This is a genomic window from Amycolatopsis sp. NPDC052450 (genome assembly GCF_044547565.1).
In the GTDB taxonomy this organism is placed as follows: Bacteria; Actinomycetota; Actinomycetes; order Mycobacteriales; family Pseudonocardiaceae; genus Amycolatopsis.
The window spans coordinates 48,162-64,912 of record NZ_JBIUAQ010000024.1 but is presented as its reverse complement, the minus strand read 5'-3'; the positions used below and the strand labels follow the sequence as shown (position 1 = coordinate 64,912).

The window sequence follows — 16,751 nt, the reverse complement described above, 5'->3', positions numbered from 1 at the left end:
ACGGGCCACGATGAGTGACGTGGCCCGCCTCGCGGGCGTGAGCATCAAGACCGTCTCGCGGGTAGTGAACGACGAGCCCGCCGTCCATCCGGACACCGCGGAGCGCGTCATGGCGGCGATCGAGCAGCTCGGGTTCCGGCGCAACCTCGGTGCGCGGAACCTGCGGCGCGGCTCGACGACCGGGACGATCGGTCTGATCGTCGAGGACGTCGGAAACCCCTTCTACTCCGAGCTCAACCGGGCCGTCGAACGGATCGCGACCTCGTTCGGCCGCCAGGTGCTGACCGGTTCGTCGGAGGAGAACTCCGACCGCGAACGCGAACTCGTCCTGGAGTTCTGCTCCCGTCGCGTCGACGGCATCCTCGTCGTCCCGGCCGGGATGCAGCACGGCTACCTGGTCCCCGAGATGCGCGCGGGCACGCCCGTGGTGTTCCTCGACCGGCCCGCCGGCGACATCGTGGCCGACACGGTGCTGGTCGACAACATCGGCGGCACCGTCGAAGCGGTCGCCCACCTCGCGAAACACGGCCACCGCCGGATCGCGTTCCTCGCCGACAGCCCGGACATCTTCACCGCGGGAGAACGCCTGCGCGGCTTCCGCGAAGGCTGTGTCCGCAACGGGATCCCCTTCGACGAGCACCTCGTCGTGATGCGGACGCCGACCGCCGAGAGCGTCGGCGACGCCGTGCGACGGCTGCTCACCGGGCCGAATCCGGCCACCGCGGTGATCGCGGGCAACAACCGGGTCGCCGTCCATCTGCTGCGCGCGCTGGCGCACGCGGAGCGGCGTCCCGCGATGATCAGCTTCGACGACTTCGAACTGGCGGATCTGCTGGATCCGCCGGTCTCCGTGATCGCGCACGACGTGAGCGCGCTGGGCCGGGCGGCCGCGGAACTGCTGTTCGCCAGGGTCCAGGGAGATCAATCCGCACCGAGAAAGGTAGTCCTGCCCGTGCATCTCGTAGCCCGCGGTTCCGGGGAGGTCGCCCCTTCATGAGCGGCCACCTCGAACCGATCCGCCTGCCGGCGAACCAGCCGCCGCAGTTCTACCGCGGCGGCGACGCCATCGCCGCGTTGCGGGGCGCCCCGTCGGAGTCCAAATTCGGACCCGAAGACTGGGTCGGCTCGGCCACCACGATGTTCGGCCAGGAGACCAACGGCCTGACCAAGCTGCCCAGCGGGGTGTGGCTGCGCGACGCCGTCCGCGAGAACCCGTCCGCGTGGCTCGGCGCCAAACACGTCGAGGCGCTCGGCGATTCGACCGGCCTGCTGGTGAAGCTGCTCGACGCGGGCCAGCGCCTGCCGGTGCACTTTCACCCGTCGGACTCGTTCGCGAAGCGGCACTTCGACTCGCACTTCGGCAAGACCGAAGCGTGGATCGTGGTCGGCACCTACGGCGACGACCCGCGCGTCTACCCGGGATTCAAGGAGACCGTCGACAAGGCGACGGTCAACGAATGGGCCCGCAGCCAGGACGCGCCCGCCATGCTCGAAGCGCTGAACAGTGTCGCGGTCACCCCCGGCGACACGGTGTACATCCCGGCGGGCCTGCCGCACGCGATCGGCGAAGGCGTGTTCGTCGTCGAGCTCCAGCAGCCGACCGACTTCTCGCTGACCCTGGAATGGCGGGACTTCCTGGCGAACCCAGAGAAGGCACACCTCGGGATCGGCTTCGAGACCGCCATCGAAACCCTGGACACCTCGGGCTGGGACGAAGAACGGCTCGGCTCGATCGTCAAGCGCACCGCGGCCGACGAAGCGTCCACTGTGGACCTCCTCGCCGACGGCAGTGACGCGTTCTTCCGTGCCGACCAGCTCCGTCCCGCCGTTTCCGGTAGGTCGACAACGTTGTCACTCGATCCGTCGTTCGCGGTGCTGGTCGTCATGGACGGTTCGGGCACGCTCCGCACCGAACACGGCGGCGAGTACGCCCTGCGCAAGGGCGAGACCTACGTGGTCCCGCACGACGCCGGGCAATCCACTGTAGAGGGTGATGTCACGATCATCCGCTGCCGTCCGCCCGCCCCCGAGAAGAGGGAGCGATCGTGAGCGAACTCCTGCTCGACGCACAGAACCTGGTCAAACGCTACGGCTCGGTGGAGGCGCTGCGCGGCGCTTCGTTCCAGGCGCGGGCCGGTGAGGTCACCGCGCTGATCGGCGACAACGGCGCCGGGAAGTCCACTTTGGTCAAATGCCTGTCCGGCGCGGAACAGCCGACGTCGGGCAAGATCCTGCTCGACGGATCCGAGGTGGTGCTCGAATCCCCCACCACGGCGCGGCGGATGGGGATCGAGACGGTGTACCAGGACCTCGCGGTCGCACCGGAACTCGACCCCGCCGCGAATCTGTTCCTCGGCAGGGAGATCCACCGCAAGGGGATCCTCGGCAAGCTCGGCATGCTGGACAAGGCCGAGATGAAGCGTCAAGCCGTGGAGGAGTTCCAGCGGCTCGGCGTGACCCTGCAGAGCACCGACGTCCCGATCGGCTCGCTTTCGGGCGGGCAGCGGCAAAGCGTCGCCGTCGCCCGGTCGGTCGTCTGGGCCTCGAAGGTCGTGTTCATGGACGAGCCGACGGCCGCGCTCGGCGTCGTGCAGCGCGAACGCGTGCTCGACGTGATCAAGAAGGTGCGGGACAAGGGCATCGCCGTCGTGCTGATCAGCCACAACATGCCCGAGGTGCTGTCGGTGGCCGACCGCGTCGAGGTGCTGCGGCTCGGCAAGCGCGTCGCCCGGTTCACCGGCTCCGACACGAAACTGGAAGACCTGGTCGCCGCGATGACGGGCGCCCTCGTACAAGAGGAGGCGGCATGACCGTGTCCACTCCGGCGAAGAACGACCCAGAAATCCAGACCTCGGTGGACGGTGGCTTCGGCAAGCGTTCGCTGGGACAGCGGCTGATCGGGGCGAACACGTTCTGGATCGCGCTGGTGCTGCTGGCGCTGATCATCGTGTTCACCGCCATCGCGCCCGCCGAGTTCGCGACGCTGTTCACCTTCCAGACGCTGCTCATCGAGACGTCGGTGCTGCTGGTGCTCTCGGTCGGCATGACGTTCGTGATCATCACCTCCGGCATCGACCTGTCGGTCGGTTCGGTGCTGATCTTCGCGGGCATGGTGGCGGGCAAGACGATGGAGGCGCTGAGCCCGGACGGTGACGCGACGAAAGCCGGGTGGGGCGTCATCACCGCCGGGCTCGTGGCGGCTGTCGTCGCGGGCACGATCTGGGGGCTCATCAACGGTTTCCTGATCGCGGTGGCCAACATCCCGCCGCTGATCGTCACGCTCGGCACGATGGGTGCCGCGCTCGGCGCCGCGTACCTGCTGAACAACGGGTCCGACGTGCGCAGCGTGCCGACCGAGCTCAACAAGACGCTCGGCTACGGAACGTCGTTCGGTGGCGTGCCGAATCTGGTTCTGGTGGCCGTGGTGATCACGCTGATCGGCGCCTGGCTGTTGCACACCACCAAATTCGGCCGCTACACCTACGCCGTCGGCTCCAACGCCGAGGGCGCGCGCCGCGCGGGCATCGGGGTGACCGCGCACCTGCTGAAGGTGTACACGCTCACCGGTTTCCTCGCCGGTGTCGCCGGTTTCCTGTCGCTGGCGTACTACGCGTCGACGACCATTTCGGCGCACACCACCGACAACCTCAACGCCATCGCCGCCACGGTGATGGGCGGCACGAGCCTCTTCGGCGGCGTCGGTTCGGTGCTGGGCACGGTGATCGGCGTGTTCATCCCGGCCGTGCTCAAGAAGGGCTTCAACATCACGCAGGTCCAGGACTTCTGGCAGATGATCGCGGTCGGCGCGGTGCTGATCGCCGCGGTCTGGTTCGACCAGCGGCGCCGTCGTCGCCGCAACTCTCGCTGATCCCTACGCACAAAGAGGTGCTATCCCCCATGAAGAAGACCCTGCTCGTCGCCGTCTCCGCCGCTCTCCTGCTAACCGCTTGCGGCGGTGGCACGGTCGGCGAGTCGCCCTCCGGTGACTCCGGCGCCAAGACCAACAACAAGAAGCTGTCGCTCATCCCGGGCGTGCAGGCCGAGCCGTTCTACATCTCGATGCAGTGCGGCGCCGAGGCCGAGGCCAAGAAAGCGGGCTACGAGCTCACCACGCAGGCCCCGCAGAAGTTCGACGCGGCCATGCAGACCCAGCTGGTCAACGCGCTGGGCTCCAACCCGCCCGCCGCGCTGCTCATCGCGCCGACCGACGCGCAGGCGATGCTCGCGCCGATCCAGCAGGTCAAATCGCGCGGCGCGAAGATCATCGAGGTCGACACCGCGCTGAAGGACACCAGCGTGGCGGAGTCGTCGATCTCCTCGGACAACGCCGAGGGCGGCAAGCTCGCCGCCAAGACGATGGCGGAACTGGCCGCGGGCAAGACCGGTTCGGTGCTGGTGCTCGACACCATCGCGGGCACCTCGACCACGAACACCCGCGCGAAGGGCTTCGAGGACGAGCTGAAGAACTACCCGAACCTGAAGTCGGCGGGCGTGCAGTTCACCCAGAACGAGCCCGACCAGGCCGCGTCCAAGGTGACCGCCGCGCTGGCGTCCACCCCGGACCTGATCGGCATCTTCGCGACCAACCTCAACACCGGTGAGGGTGCCGCGACCGGCCTGCGGAACGCGGGCAAGATCGGCGCGGTCAACCTGATCGGCTTCGACGCGTCGCCGTCGGAGATCGAGGGCCTGAAGAAGGGCGAGTACCAGGGCCTCATCGCGCAGGACCCGGCCGCCATCGGGCAGCAGGGCGTGCAGCAGGCCATCGCGGCGCTGGAGGGCAAGCCGGTGACGCGCAACCTGACCGCTTCACTGCACTCCATCACCAAGGCGAACATGGACGCGAACGCGCAGTACTTCTACAAGCAGAGCTGCTGACGCGCTTCGGCACTGTCAGGAAGGACCGTTCCTTGCAAAATTTGCAAGGAACGGTCCTTTCCTGGCGTCCGCGGTCCCGCTCACTCCCGCAGCTCGACCAGCCTCCCCCGCGTGAGATGAAGGGGCCTTTCATAGCAAAATTTGCTATGAAAGGCCCCTTCATCTCACGCGAGGGGCCGTGTTGGAACCCGCTCACTCCGCGAACTCGAGCACCCCAGCCGGAGCGAAGCGCGTGAGAGCTCCGTACAGCGCAGCGCCCCCACCCAGGTGACCCAGCGCGTACACGTACTCGCCGTCCTCCAGAAGGTTCTCCGGACCGGAACCGGTCCACGACAGCCGGTAGTGCCACCAGTGCATCCACCGCCCCACCCGCCGCTTCTCCCGCCACACGCGCAGCCGCCGCACCTCGGTCCACCCGACGGCGAACCGGCCCGCCACCTCGAAGCCCGAAGCGGACACCGTCAAGAAGGCGGCCGAGCGCCGCAGGGCGAGCAGGATCAACCCCGCGAAACCCACGCTGAGCAGGCTGAACACCACTCCGGAGACCGAGCCGGAGAACAATGACAGAACGACGGCCACCACGCCGCCCCCGCCGAACACCACGAACCCCGCCCACGCGAGCCGGCGCATCACGACGTCCAGCCGGAGCACCACGGCATCCCCAGTGACCATGCCCGGAGCGTAACCGCCGAAACCCCGCACCGACGTTAGGATCCAGTCCTCGACGTCGCGGAGGGAGGTGGCCGATGAGCACGCGTCTGCCCTGGCGTCCCGCCGCGAGCGCGGATCCGGTGCCGGTGCTCGCCGCCGCCCAGCGCGTCTCCGACGATCTCATGGACGGCCTCGCCGGGCCCCGCGCGCGCCACGCCACGCACGGCCTCCGCCGCTTGTTCGGCGTCCCCGGCCTCGCGCTGACCGACCTTTCCGGCTCGCTGATCTGGTCCGGCCGCCCGGCGGCGGACGACGTGGTGGTCTCGGCGCTCGACGAGGTGCTCCACTCCGAGACGCCGGTGTCCGGGCCCGGGCTGGTGGCGCTGCCGCTCCACGTCCACGACGAACTCGCCGGCGTCCTCCTGGTCATCGAAGGAAAGACCGCCGTCGCCCGCCAGGCCGCCGAACTCGTCGTCCACGCACTCGAACGCGGCAGGCTGGAGGCCTCCGCCGAGCAGGCCGCGGAGGCGGAACTGCGCGCGCTGCGGGCCGAGATCTCCCCGCATTTCGTCTACAACGCCCTCACCGTGATCTCCTCGCTGGTCCGCTCCGACCCCGATCGCGCCCGTGATCTGATGCTCGACTTCGCCGAGTACACCCGCTACAGCGTCGCCCGGCACGGCGAGTACACGATGCTCGCCGACGAGTTCGGCGCCATCGAGACCTACCTGGCGCTGCAGCGCGCGGTGCTCGGCGAGCGGCTCCGGGTGCAGGTGCGGGTGGCGCCGGAGGTGCTGGCCGTCGCGGTGCCGTACCTCGTGCTGGAACCGTTGGTGGAGAACGCGATCCGGCACGGGATCGAGCCACGCGCCGAAGCGGGGTTCATCCAGGTTCAGGGAATGGCGGAAGGGAACGACTGCGTGATCAGCGTCGAGGACGACGGTGTCGGCATGGACCCCGCACGCGCGGCGGCGATCCTGGCGGGCCGCGGCGAAGACGGCGGCGTCGGACTGGCCAATGTGGACAGAAGGCTGCGCAGCGTCTACGGGCCGTGGTACGGACTGACGGTCGAGACCGAGACCGGCGCGGGCACCAAGGTCGTGGTGCGGGTGCCCCGATTCCAGCCGGGGGTGCTGCCGTGACGAACGGGCTGCGGGTGCTGGCGGTCGACGACGTCCCGCCCGCCCTCGACGAGCTGTGCAGCCTGCTGCGCGAGGCACCGGAAGTCGCCGAGGTGGTCGCCGCCGGTGACGCGCTGAACGCGCTCAAGCTGTTGCAGGGTGACCATTTCGACGCCGTCTTCCTCGACATCTCCATGCCGGGGCTCGACGGGCTGGAACTCGCCTCGCTGCTGGCGCGGCTCAACCGGCCGCCGGTGATCGTGTTCGTCACCGCGCACGACGGTCACGCCGTGGCCGCGTACGGCATCGGCGCCGTCGACTACCTGCTCAAACCGGTCCGCGCGGAACGGCTGTCCGCCGCACTGTCCAAAGTGGTCCGGATGGCGGGCGACCAGGACGGCGAGCCGAAACCGGCGCCGGACGCGATGTCCGCGCTGCCGGTGGAATCCGGCGGGCGCACGCGATACGTCCGCCGTGACGAAGTCCAGTTCGTCGAGGCGCACGGCGACTACGTCCGGCTGCACACGAAATCCGGCGTCCACGTCACGCGCATGCCCATCTCCCGGCTCGAAGAGTATTGGGAGGGCACGGGTTTCACCCGCGTGCACCGGGGTTTCCTGCTCGCCGTGGACGCGGTGCTCGAACTGCGCAGCGACACCACCGGCGGCTTGCTGGCGCATACCGAGGCCGGTGACGTGCCGGTGAGCCGCCGCCACGCGCGTGACCTGCGCGACCGGCTGCTCGCCGCCGCGCAACGCGGCGAACTCGGCCGGGGAAGCCGCCGGTGAGCCGCGTCAAACGGGTCGCCGTCACCAGCCCGCAGACCCGGCTCGCGCATTCGCGGCGCCGTTCGCGCGGACGCTGGCGGGTCCCCCGGCTGGCCGCGGGCGACGCCGAACGCGCGGACGCGCTCTACCGCGCCCAGCGCCGTCGCGGGCTCCCCGCGCTGGCCGGGATGTTCGGGCTGGTGTTCGGGCTCCCGCTGGTGTTCGGGGTGTTCCCGGGGCTGGATTCGGTGCGGCTACTGGATATCCCGCTGTCCTGGCTGATGATCGCGATCCTCCCGTATCCGGCGATGGCGCTGCTTTCGTGGTGGCAGTTGCGCCGCGCGGAAAAGATCGAGGACGACTAGTGGTCGCGGCTTTCGCGGTGGCTCCGGTCGTGCTGATCACCCTGCTGATCGGGTTGCGCGGCGTCGCGGCCATGCGTACGACGTCGGACTTCCTCGTCGCCTCGCGCCGGATCTCGCCGCTGGTCAACTCGGCCGCGGTCTCCGGTGAATACCTGTCCGCGGCGTCGTTCCTCGGGGTGGCGGGGCTGGTGGTGAAGGACGGCATCGGCGCGCTCTGGTACCCGGTCGGGTTCACCGCCGGCTACATCGCGATGCTGGTGCTCGTCGCGGCGCCGATGCGGCGCTCCGGCGCGCTCACCGTCCCGGACTTCGCCGAAGCCCGGCTGGCCTCCCCCGCCCTGCGCCGCCTCGCCGCTGTCGTCGTCCTCGTGATCGGAACCCTTTACCTGGTACCGCAATTCCGTACCGCGGGGCTGGTGCTGACCGCTGTCGGCGGCACGCCGTACTGGGTCGGGGTCGTGATCGCGGGCGCCGCCGTCAGCGCGACATTGGCGCTCGGCGGGATGCGCGCGGCGACCTACGTCCAGGCCTTCCAGTTCGTGCTGAAACTGTTGCTGTTCCTCATTCCCGCGATCTGGCTGGTCTCCCAGGTCTCCCCGGAGGAACGGTCGGCTTCGGCGCACCCGGTGGAATTCACCCACTTCGCCCGCGACACCCGGCTGTCCTTCGAGATCGACGTGACACTGACCCTGCGCGAGCCGACCACCCTGCTCACCCCGGAAAAGCACGTCGTGCCGCCGGGAGAACTGGTGGCCAGGAGCGGGCAGACCCTGGAATTCGCCGAAGGCACACCGGTTCCCGCCGTCCGGGGCGGCGCGCCGCTGGGCGGCCCGGACTGGCAACGGCCGCTGCTCGACCTCGGCGACCATGGCTATCCGCTGCTCGGCACGTGGGCGATCCTGATCGCCACCATGCTCGGCACCATGGGCCTGCCGCATGTCCTGATGCGCTTCCACACCAGCCCGGACGGCCGCGCCGCGCGCCGGACAGCGGCGATCACCGTCGCCCTGCTCGGCGTCTTCTACCTGTTCCCAGGGGTTTACGGCGTCCTCGGCCGGGTGCTGGTGCCCGAACTGTACGTCTCCGGCGCGACGGACACCGTCGTCGTCGCGCTGCCGGCGCAGGTCGACGACGGCTGGGCCGGATCGCTGTTCACCGGGCTGCTGACGGCGGGCGCGTTCGCCGCGTTCCTGGCGACTTCGCTCGGGCTGCTGCTGGTGATCTCCGGCGCGGTCGCGTACGACCTGGCTCCCGGCGGCCTGCGGAGACTGCGCTGGTCGGTGCTCGGGGCGGCCGCGGTGATGGTCCTGCTCGCGTTGCCCTCCGCCAGATTGGACGCGGGTGTCCTCGTCACCTGGGGCTTCACCGTGGCCGCGTCGACGTTCTGCCCGTTGCTGGTACTCGGCATCTGGTGGAACCGGCTCACCGCCGCGGGCGCGATCAGTGGCGTGCTCGCCGGGCTCGTCGCGTCTTCGGGCTCGATCCTGGTGGCGCTGTTCGTCCCGAGCCTGAGCGGGCTGGCCGCGATCCTGGTGTCGCAGCCGGCGCCGTGGTCGGTTCCGCTGGCATTCGGCGTAATGATCGTGGTTTCCTTGCGGGGCAGGCCACCCGCGTGGTCGACGGCCGCCATGTTGCGGCTGCATCTGGACGATCGCACAGCCGAAACCCCTTCGTCGTGGTCGGACCACCGTTCGTCGACCGTTCGTCGTCTCGGCAGACGTTTGAACCGCTGAAGGTTCCGGTCGCCTTGACCTCTCCTTAACGTGTCGCGGAACACATTCGCGGCCCAAGGAGAGCACGATGAGTACCGAAACGAACGCTCCCAGTCCGCCTGAAACGGACTGGGACAAAGCCCACGACAGCCCCGAGTTCCAGGAGTTGCGTGCGCGGCTGCGCCGGTTCGTGTTCCCGGTCTCGGTGCTGTTCCTCGCCTGGTACCTGCTCTACGTGCTGCTCGCCGACTACGCGCACGGCTTCATGAGCACGAAGCTGGTCGGCAACATCAACGTCGGCCTGGTCTTCGGTCTGCTGCAGTTCGTTTCGACCTTCGTGATCACCGGGCTCTACGTCCGCTACGCGAACAAGAAACTCGACCCCATCGCGGAGAAGATCCGCACGGACCTCGAGAGTGAGACCAAATGACCCTCGCAGCCGGAGTCGAGGGCAGCAGCCCCGTACTCAACATCACCATCTTCGGCCTCTTCGTGGTGGTCACGCTGTTCGTCGTGTTCCGGGCCAGCCGCAACTCGAAGACGGCGTCGGACTACTACGCCGCGGGCCGCGCGTTCACCGGTCCGCAGAACGGCGTCGCCATCGCGGGCGACTACCTGTCCGCCGCGTCGTTCCTCGGGATCGCGGGCGCGATCGCCGTCTACGGTTACGACGGTTTCCTTTACTCCATCGGTTTCCTGGTGGCGTGGCTGGTGGCGTTGCTGCTGGTCGCGGAACTGCTGCGCAACACCGGCAAGTTCACCATGGGCGACGTCCTGGCGTTCCGGATGAAGCAGCGCCCGGTGCGGGCCGCGGCGGCGACGTCCACCCTGGCCGTCTCGTTCTTCTACCTGCTGGCGCAGATGGCCGGTGCCGGTGGTCTCGTCGCGTTGCTGCTCGGGATCGAGAGCAAGGCCGGGCAGGCCGCGATCATCGTGATCGTCGGCATCATCATGATCGCCTACGTGCTCATCGGCGGGATGAAGGGCACCACCTGGGTCCAGATCATCAAGGCGGCGCTGCTCATCGTCGGCGCGCTCGTGATGACGCTGTGGGTGCTGGGCATGTACGGCTTCAACCTTTCCTCGCTGCTGCAAGGCGCCGTGGACAGGGCGGGCAGCGCCGGTGAAGCCCTGCTCGGGCCGGGTAACCAGTACGGCAAGACCGGGACCACCAAACTGGACTTCCTGTCGCTGGGTATCGCGCTGGTGCTCGGCACCGCGGGCCTGCCGCACGTCCTGATGCGCTTCTACACGGTGCCGACGGCCAAGGAAGCCCGTCGTTCCGTGGTGTGGGCGATCGGCCTGATCGGCCTCTTCTACCTGTTCACCCTGGTGCTCGGCTACGGTGCCGGCGCGCTGGTCGGCGCGGACAAGATCAAGGCCGCTCCCGGTGGCGTGAACTCGGCGGCCCCGCTGCTGGCGCTGGAACTCGGCGGACCGGTGCTGCTCGGCCTGATCGCGGCGATCGCCTTCGCGACGATCCTCGCCGTGGTCGCGGGTCTGACGATCACGGCGTCGGCGTCGTTCGCGCACGACGTCTACGCCAACGTGATCAAGAAGGGCAAGGCGAGCCCGGCCTCGGAGGTGAAGGTCGCCCGGATCACCGCGCTGGTGATCGGTGCGGTCGCGATCCTCGGCGGCATCCTCGCCAACGGGCAGAACATCGCGTTCCTCGTGGCACTCGCCTTCGCGGTGGCCGCGTCGGCGAACCTGCCGACGATCCTGTACTCGCTGTTCTGGAAGCGGTTCAACACCCAGGGTGCGCTGTGGAGCATCTACGGCGGTCTCGCGGTCTGCATCGTGCTGATCGTCTTCTCGCCGGCCGTCTCGGGTAAGCCCGTCGACGCCAAGACCGGCAAGAGCGCTTCGATGATCCAGGGCGTCGACTTCCACTGGTTCCCGCTGGACAACCCAGGCCTCGTCTCGATCCCCGTCGCGTTCTTCCTCGGCTGGCTCGGCACCGTGCTGTCCAAGGAACACAACCAGAAGAAGTACGCCGAGATGGAGGTCCGCTCGCTCACCGGCGTCGGCGCCGAAAAGGCCGTCGCCCACTAGTCGCCGGGACGGTGCGGCCGGCATCCAACGCCCCCGGCCGCACCGTCCCGGTTCCCATTCAGTAAGGCAGCTTCCCCGCCGTCAGTTCCGCCAGTTTCGCGCGGAGATCCGCGCGGACCGACTTCCACAGCCCGGTGCCCAGCGAGATCCGCGCCACCCCCAGTGCGGTGAGCGCGGAGAGATCGGGGCCTCCAGGCATCGGGAAGGCGTTGACCGCCCCCGGCGCGACCGCCCGCACGAAATCGACGAGCACGTCCGGCGACTTCACCAGAATCGGGTAGACGCAGTCCGCCCCGGCCTCGAAGTACGCCTTGGCCCGCAAGATCGCGTCGTCCAGCACGGCTCGCTCGTCGGACGCGCCGAGGAAGACGTCGACGCGAGCGTTGATCACCAGCGCGTCCCCGGCCGCCTCGCGCAACTCCCCGATCCGTTCCGCCTGCGCCGCAGGCGAACGGACTCCCCCTGAAGCGTGGTCGGTGTCCTCGTAGTTGCAGCCGACGGCACCCGCTTCGGCCAGCCTCGCCGCGAGTTCTCCCGCTTCGAGCCCGTACCCGCCTTCCACGTCGACGGTCACCGGCACCGAGACCGCCCGCGCGATCCTCGCCGCCGCGGCGAACATCTCGTCGACGGGCGCGTCCTCCCCGTCTTCGTACCCGAGGACCTTCGCGACGGCGAAGGAACTCGTCGCCACGACCGGGAACCCGGCGGCTTCCACGAGACGCGCGCTGTCGGCGTCCCACGCGTTCGGCAGGAGCAGCGGCGTACCCGCGACGTGAAGTTCCCGCAGCCGAGCCGCCGTCATTCGGCGCGCTCGGGCAGCGGCGCGTGGCTGGTCACGCACATCCGGTTCCAGCTGTTGATCGCGATCGCCTCCCAGACGATGGCGCGGTACTGCTCCTCGGTGAAGACGCGGGTGGCCTCTTCGTAGACGTCGTCCGGCACGTCGTGCAGCGTCGCCACGTTCGTGATCGCTTCGGTGAGCGCGAGCGCGGCGCGCTCCTGCTCGGTGAAAAGCTCGGTCTCGCGCCAGCCCTGCAGCACGAACAGCCGCCGCGGCGACTCGCCCATCTGCAGCGCGTCGTGAGAGTGCATGTCGAGGCAGAACGCGCAGTGGTTGATCTGCGACGACCGCATCTTCACCAGTTCGAGGATCTTCTGGTCGACGCCGGCGTTGGCGGCGGCCTTCTCGACTTCGGCCTGCAGTTTCGCCATCGCCTGGTAGATCTCGGGCACTCGTTTGCCCACATGGATTCGCTCGGTCATGCCGTCGAATCTAGCGGCGACTGGCCCACGAGTATGGTCCAGTCGCATGGCAGATTCATGGTCCAGTTCGGGAATGGACGTCCACCTGGACTGGCATCACGAAAGCGGCCGGACCGGGCTCGCCGCGGCGATCCGCGCGGCCATCCGGGAGGGCCGCTGGCAGGCCGGCGCCGCGGTGCCCTCGACCAGGGCGCTGGCGCAGGACCTGGGAGTGGCGCGGGGAACGGTCACCCGGGTCTACGCCGACCTCGCCGCCGAGGGCTACCTGCGGACGGCGCAGGGCGCGCCGACCCGCGTCGCGACGGCGGGCGCGCTGCCCGCGTCACCGCCGCGGCCCGCCCCCCGCGATCCCGCGCCGCGCTGGGATCTGCGCCCCGGCAGGCCGAACCTGTCCGCGTTCCCCAGGTCCGCCTGGCTCGCGGCGACCCGCCGGGCACTGCACCGGGCGCCGATGTCGGCGTTCGACTACACGGCCGAATCCGGCGCGCCGGAACTGCGGGAGACGCTCGCCGCGTACCTGGCCCGCAGCCGCGGCGTGGTCGCCGATCCCGAACGCATCCTGGTGTGCGCCGGGTTCTCGCACGCGATGGCGATCCTCGCCCGGGTCCTGCACGCCCGCGGCGCGGACGAGATCGCGTTCGAGAACCCGTCACTGCGGATCTACCGGGACATCGCCGCCCGAAACGGTCCCCGCGTGGCCGGCGTCCCGGTCGACGACCACGGGATCACGGTGTCCGCTTTGGACAGTCCGGCGGTCGTGGTCACCCCGGCGCATCAATACCCGCTGGGCGTCACCCTCGCGCCCGGGCGAAGGGCGGAACTCACCCGCTGGGCGGAGGAAACCGGCGCCGTCGTCATCGAGGACGACTACGACGGCGAGTTCCGGTTCGACCATCAGCAGGTCGGCGCGTTGCAGGCACTGGCACCCGAACGGGTCGTGTACGTGGGCACGACGAGCAAGACACTCGCGCCGTCGTTGCGGCTGGGCTGGATGGTGCTGCCGCGCTTCCTGGTCGAACCGGTCCGCGCGGAGATGGCCGCGAGCGGGGCCCGGCCCGCGCTGCTGGACCAGCTGGCGATGGCCGAACTGATCGAATCGGGCGCCTACGACCAGCACATCCGCCGCTGTCGCGCCGAATACCGCACCCGGCGGGACCGGCTGCTCGCCGCCCTACCGGATTCCGTGCTGCCGCAAGGGATCTCCGCCGGGCTGCATCTGGTGCTCCAGTTCCCCGGTGACCTGCCAGGGGAGATGGAGGTGCTGGCCGCCTGCCGCCGTCGCGCGATCGGGCTCGAGGGGCTCAGCGGCCACTGGATCGGCGAGCCACAACGCGAAGGACTCATCATCGGGTACGGCGCCGCCGCGAAACACGCTTTCGGCGGCGCCACCCAAGCCCTGCGCGAAGCCATCTTCGAAGTCACCTAACCCCCCCTCGCCCGCAATTCGTCACCTACTTGCGATGGTTGAGGGTCCGAACTACCGCAAGTAGATGACGAATTGCGAAGGGGTCAGCAGAACCAGGGGCGCGCGCGGAGGATGTCGGTCTTCAGGACGGGGGCGCCGTCGACCGGGGCGGGGTTCTCCGGGGTCGGCTTGATGCCGCCGGCGGCGACGTCGTCGAGGGTTTCGAGGCCTTCGTGACCCACGGTGCCGAAAATCGTGTAGTTCGGGCGCAGCGCGGAGTCGCCGTACACGACGAAGAACTGGCTTCCGTTCGTCGCCGGGCCCGCGTTGGCCATCGCGAGGACACCGCGGGCGTACACCTTGCGCTCGCCGGTCGGGTCGGTCGGCGCGGGCGGCAGGCCGACGGGCAGTTCGTCCTTGTACTTGTAGCCCGGGCCACCCTCTCCGGTGCCGCTCGGGTCACCGCACTGCAGCACCTTCAGCGTCGGATACGCGGTCAGCCGGTGGCAGGTCGTGCGGTCGTAGAACCGGTGCTTCGCCAGGTGCAAGAAACTCTGCACGGTGCACGGCGCCTTCGCTCGATCGAGGGTCAGGTCGATCTCGCCCTGGTTCGTCTTGAGCTGGACCGGCACCTTGCCCCGATCCGGCGTGCGACGGGGGTCCGGCGGCAACGGGACCGGCCGCGCGGCAGGCTCGTCCGGCGTCTGCGTGTACTGGCACGGCCCCTTGGTGACCTTCGGTGGCGTGCCTTCCGCGGACGCCGTTCCGGTACCGGCCGCGAGCATCAGCCCGGTACCCAGCACTGCCACAAAGACCTTCGCGATCCTCTGCACGGTTCCTGCCTCCCAGCCGTGGACGAAGAAGAGAGCATAGGGTGAATCCCCACCGCTCACACAGGTCCGGAAGTAGGTCCGCGGTTAGGGTCGGAACCGTGGAGATCGCCGAACGACACCAATGGCAGCTGAACGCCCTGACCTTCCTGTACGCGTACACGCAGTACGTCCTCGTGCACGAACGGGTCATGGCGGGGCTGCCGCCGGACAAGCCGGCCGAACTCGACAAACCGCGCATGCTCAGGCTCGCCAAGGTCGTCGACGACATGATCCTCGACTTCCGCAAGGAGGACGGGCTGACCGATCTCGAACGGCGCCGGGTCATCCGCCTCGCCAGGGAGATCAAGTCGCACGTCCGGGAGAAGTGGCCGCCTCGCGACGCGTCGCTCACCGAGTGGATCGCCTCGGCCGCGGCGCACTTCTACTGCGAAGAGCACATCAACAACGGCTACGTCCGGATGGGCCGCGTCTTCGACCCCGACATGGCCGACCGGTTCCTGGAGCGCGTCGAGTTCTGCCGGGGGCAGACCGTCACGATCACGAACTACGCCAACAAGGTGGCCGACGGCGAGCAGCTCACCTATGGCGAGACGAACCAGCTCGAGGTCTGGAAAGAGGACGCGATCGCCCATTTGGACAATCTCGACAGCGATTTCGGCGACATCAAGATGTACGTCGAATTCTGACCAAGCCTCGTGAGTGGTAAGTGTCGTTCTAACAACACTTACCACTCACGAGCCGCGAAGGTCCTTGATGAGTTCTTCGGCCGCCGCGAACGGGTCGAGCGTTCGCGCCACCACGCGTTCGGCCAGTTCGGTGAGCCGGTCGCCGGAGCGCAGGTCGACGAGTTCCGCGCGCAGCCGCCGCAAGGCGATCGCCTCGACCTCGTCGCGAGCCCGTGCCGCGCGACGGCCGGGCAGTTCGCCGCGCTGGACCAGCCAATCGTGGTGTTCGTCCAACGCCAGGACGACGTCCTCGACGCCTTCGCCTCGTGAAGCCACCGTTCGCACGATCGGCTGGCGCCAGCTCGGGCCGCGGATTTCCCGGCGTACCAACGAGATCATCTGCTTGAGGTCGTGCACGGTCGCGTCCGCGCCGTCGCGGTCGGCCTTGTTGACCACGAACACGTCCGCGATCTCCAGCACGCCCGCCTTGGCCGCCTGGATCCCGTCGCCCATCCCCGGCGCGAGCAGGACCACCGTGGTGTCGGCCAGTTTCACGACGTCCACTTCGGACTGACCGACGCCGACCGTCTCGATCAGCACGACGTCGAAACCGGCCGCGTCGAACACCCGGACCGCCTGCGGCGTCGCCCACGAGAGGCCGCCGAGATGCCCGCGGGTGGCCATCGAACGGATGAACACGCCGGGATCGGTGGCGTGTTCGGTCATCCTGATCCGGTCGCCGAGCAGCGCGCCGCCGGAGAACGGCGACGACGGGTCGATGGCCAGGACGCCGACCCTCGATCCCTTCGCCCGCAACGCGGTGAGCAGCGCGGAGGTCGATGTCGACTTGCCGACACCGGGCGGGCCGGTCAGCCCGATGACCCGCGCGTTGCCCGTATGCGGCGTCAGTTTCGCCGCGACCTCGGGCAGCCGCGGATGGGCGTCCTCGACCAGCGACAGCAACCGGGCGATCGCGCGGGGGACGCCGTCCCGCGCGCGATCGACCAGTTCGTCGATGTCCAGCTGTACCGGCAAG

The 16,751-nt window shown here is 69.1% G+C and carries 18 protein-coding genes; 13 read left to right on the top strand and 5 right to left on the bottom strand.

What is annotated here, in order from left to right:
* The first annotated feature begins 10 nt into the window (after positions 1 to 10).
* Genes ACIHAO_RS30980 through ACIHAO_RS30960 form a run of 5 tightly spaced genes read left to right on the top strand, consistent with a single transcriptional unit; the run spans position 11 to position 4,878 of the window.
* The gene (locus tag ACIHAO_RS30980; RefSeq protein ID WP_125673576.1) at positions 11 to 997 is read left to right on the top strand and encodes a LacI family DNA-binding transcriptional regulator; all 987 of its coding nucleotides are present in this window, start codon (positions 11 to 13) and stop codon (positions 995 to 997) included.
* On the top strand, positions 994 to 2,049 hold the full coding sequence (locus ACIHAO_RS30975; protein ID WP_396563770.1) for a class I mannose-6-phosphate isomerase: 1,056 nt from the start codon (positions 994 to 996) through the stop codon (positions 2,047 to 2,049). Before ACIHAO_RS30980 ends, ACIHAO_RS30975 begins: the two co-directional genes overlap by 4 nt.
* A complete protein-coding gene (locus ACIHAO_RS30970; protein ID WP_125786857.1) occupies positions 2,046 to 2,810 on the top strand; it encodes an ATP-binding cassette domain-containing protein in 765 nt (254 codons plus the stop codon). Before ACIHAO_RS30975 ends, ACIHAO_RS30970 begins: the two co-directional genes overlap by 4 nt.
* A complete protein-coding gene (locus tag ACIHAO_RS30965) occupies positions 2,807 to 3,868 on the top strand; it encodes an ABC transporter permease (RefSeq protein WP_396563768.1) in 1,062 nt (353 codons plus the stop codon). Before ACIHAO_RS30970 ends, ACIHAO_RS30965 begins: the two co-directional genes overlap by 4 nt.
* Positions 3,869 to 3,897: 29 nt before the next feature.
* Positions 3,898 to 4,878, top strand: a complete 981-nt coding sequence (locus ACIHAO_RS30960) for an ABC transporter substrate-binding protein (RefSeq protein WP_396563766.1) — start codon at positions 3,898 to 3,900, stop codon at positions 4,876 to 4,878.
* 192 nt (positions 4,879 to 5,070) lie between these two features.
* Here ACIHAO_RS30960 and ACIHAO_RS30955 read toward each other — a convergent pair whose 3' ends face one another.
* The gene (locus ACIHAO_RS30955; RefSeq protein ID WP_396563764.1) at positions 5,071 to 5,550 is read right to left on the bottom strand and encodes a hypothetical protein; all 480 of its coding nucleotides are present in this window, start codon (positions 5,548 to 5,550) and stop codon (positions 5,071 to 5,073) included.
* 74 nt (positions 5,551 to 5,624) lie between these two features.
* Between ACIHAO_RS30955 and ACIHAO_RS30950 the strand changes: the two genes are divergently transcribed.
* The 6 genes from ACIHAO_RS30950 (at position 5,625) to ACIHAO_RS30925 (ending at position 11,549) form a co-directional block, all read left to right on the top strand.
* Complete coding sequence (locus ACIHAO_RS30950; protein ID WP_396563762.1) at positions 5,625 to 6,671, top strand: histidine kinase; 1,047 nt, start codon at positions 5,625 to 5,627, stop codon at positions 6,669 to 6,671.
* A complete protein-coding gene (locus tag ACIHAO_RS30945; RefSeq protein WP_396563760.1) occupies positions 6,668 to 7,438 on the top strand; it encodes a LytR/AlgR family response regulator transcription factor in 771 nt (256 codons plus the stop codon). Before ACIHAO_RS30950 ends, ACIHAO_RS30945 begins: the two co-directional genes overlap by 4 nt.
* The gene (locus ACIHAO_RS30940; protein ID WP_396563758.1) at positions 7,435 to 7,782 is read left to right on the top strand and encodes a hypothetical protein; all 348 of its coding nucleotides are present in this window, start codon (positions 7,435 to 7,437) and stop codon (positions 7,780 to 7,782) included. Before ACIHAO_RS30945 ends, ACIHAO_RS30940 begins: the two co-directional genes overlap by 4 nt.
* Positions 7,782 to 9,515 carry a cation acetate symporter gene (locus tag ACIHAO_RS30935; protein ID WP_396563756.1) on the top strand — a complete coding sequence of 578 codons (1,734 nt, stop codon included), beginning with the start codon at positions 7,782 to 7,784 and terminating at the stop codon, positions 9,513 to 9,515. Before ACIHAO_RS30940 ends, ACIHAO_RS30935 begins: the two co-directional genes overlap by 1 nt.
* Before the next feature lie 67 nt (positions 9,516 to 9,582).
* Positions 9,583 to 9,924: a DUF485 domain-containing protein gene (locus tag ACIHAO_RS30930; RefSeq protein WP_396563754.1), complete on the top strand. Its 342-nt coding sequence runs from the start codon at positions 9,583 to 9,585 to the stop codon at positions 9,922 to 9,924.
* Positions 9,921 to 11,549, top strand: coding sequence for a cation acetate symporter (locus ACIHAO_RS30925; protein WP_396563752.1), 1,629 nt, complete (start codon positions 9,921 to 9,923; stop codon positions 11,547 to 11,549). Before ACIHAO_RS30930 ends, ACIHAO_RS30925 begins: the two co-directional genes overlap by 4 nt.
* Positions 11,550 to 11,607: 58 nt before the next feature.
* Here ACIHAO_RS30925 and ACIHAO_RS30920 read toward each other — a convergent pair whose 3' ends face one another.
* Both ACIHAO_RS30920 and ACIHAO_RS30915 read right to left on the bottom strand, forming a co-directional pair.
* Positions 11,608 to 12,351, bottom strand: a complete 744-nt coding sequence (locus ACIHAO_RS30920) for an isocitrate lyase/phosphoenolpyruvate mutase family protein (RefSeq protein WP_396563751.1) — start codon at positions 12,349 to 12,351, stop codon at positions 11,608 to 11,610.
* Entirely contained in the window at positions 12,348 to 12,812 is a 465-nt protein-coding gene (locus tag ACIHAO_RS30915; protein ID WP_016336647.1) for a carboxymuconolactone decarboxylase family protein, read from the bottom strand. The genes ACIHAO_RS30920 and ACIHAO_RS30915 overlap by 4 nt, the downstream gene beginning before the upstream one ends.
* 46 nt (positions 12,813 to 12,858) lie before the next feature.
* Between ACIHAO_RS30915 and ACIHAO_RS30910 the strand changes: the two genes are divergently transcribed.
* Positions 12,859 to 14,238 (top strand): PLP-dependent aminotransferase family protein, encoded by a 1,380-nt coding sequence (locus ACIHAO_RS30910; protein WP_396563748.1) that lies wholly within the window; start codon positions 12,859 to 12,861, stop codon positions 14,236 to 14,238.
* Positions 14,239 to 14,321: 83 nt separating this feature from the next.
* On the opposite strand, the gene ACIHAO_RS30905 is transcribed toward ACIHAO_RS30910, so the two are convergent.
* Entirely contained in the window at positions 14,322 to 15,002 is a 681-nt protein-coding gene (locus tag ACIHAO_RS30905) for a peptidylprolyl isomerase (protein WP_396563908.1), read from the bottom strand.
* A gap of 146 nt (positions 15,003 to 15,148) precedes the next feature.
* On the opposite strand from ACIHAO_RS30905, the gene ACIHAO_RS30900 reads away from it, so the two are divergent.
* Positions 15,149 to 15,736, top strand: coding sequence for a hypothetical protein (locus ACIHAO_RS30900; protein WP_396563746.1), 588 nt, complete (start codon positions 15,149 to 15,151; stop codon positions 15,734 to 15,736).
* Positions 15,737 to 15,781: 45 nt separating this feature from the next.
* On the opposite strand, the gene meaB is transcribed toward ACIHAO_RS30900, so the two are convergent.
* Positions 15,782 to 16,750: a methylmalonyl Co-A mutase-associated GTPase MeaB gene (meaB, locus tag ACIHAO_RS30895; protein ID WP_396563744.1), complete on the bottom strand. Its 969-nt coding sequence runs from the start codon at positions 16,748 to 16,750 to the stop codon at positions 15,782 to 15,784.
* Between the last annotated feature and the right edge of the window lies 1 nt (position 16,751).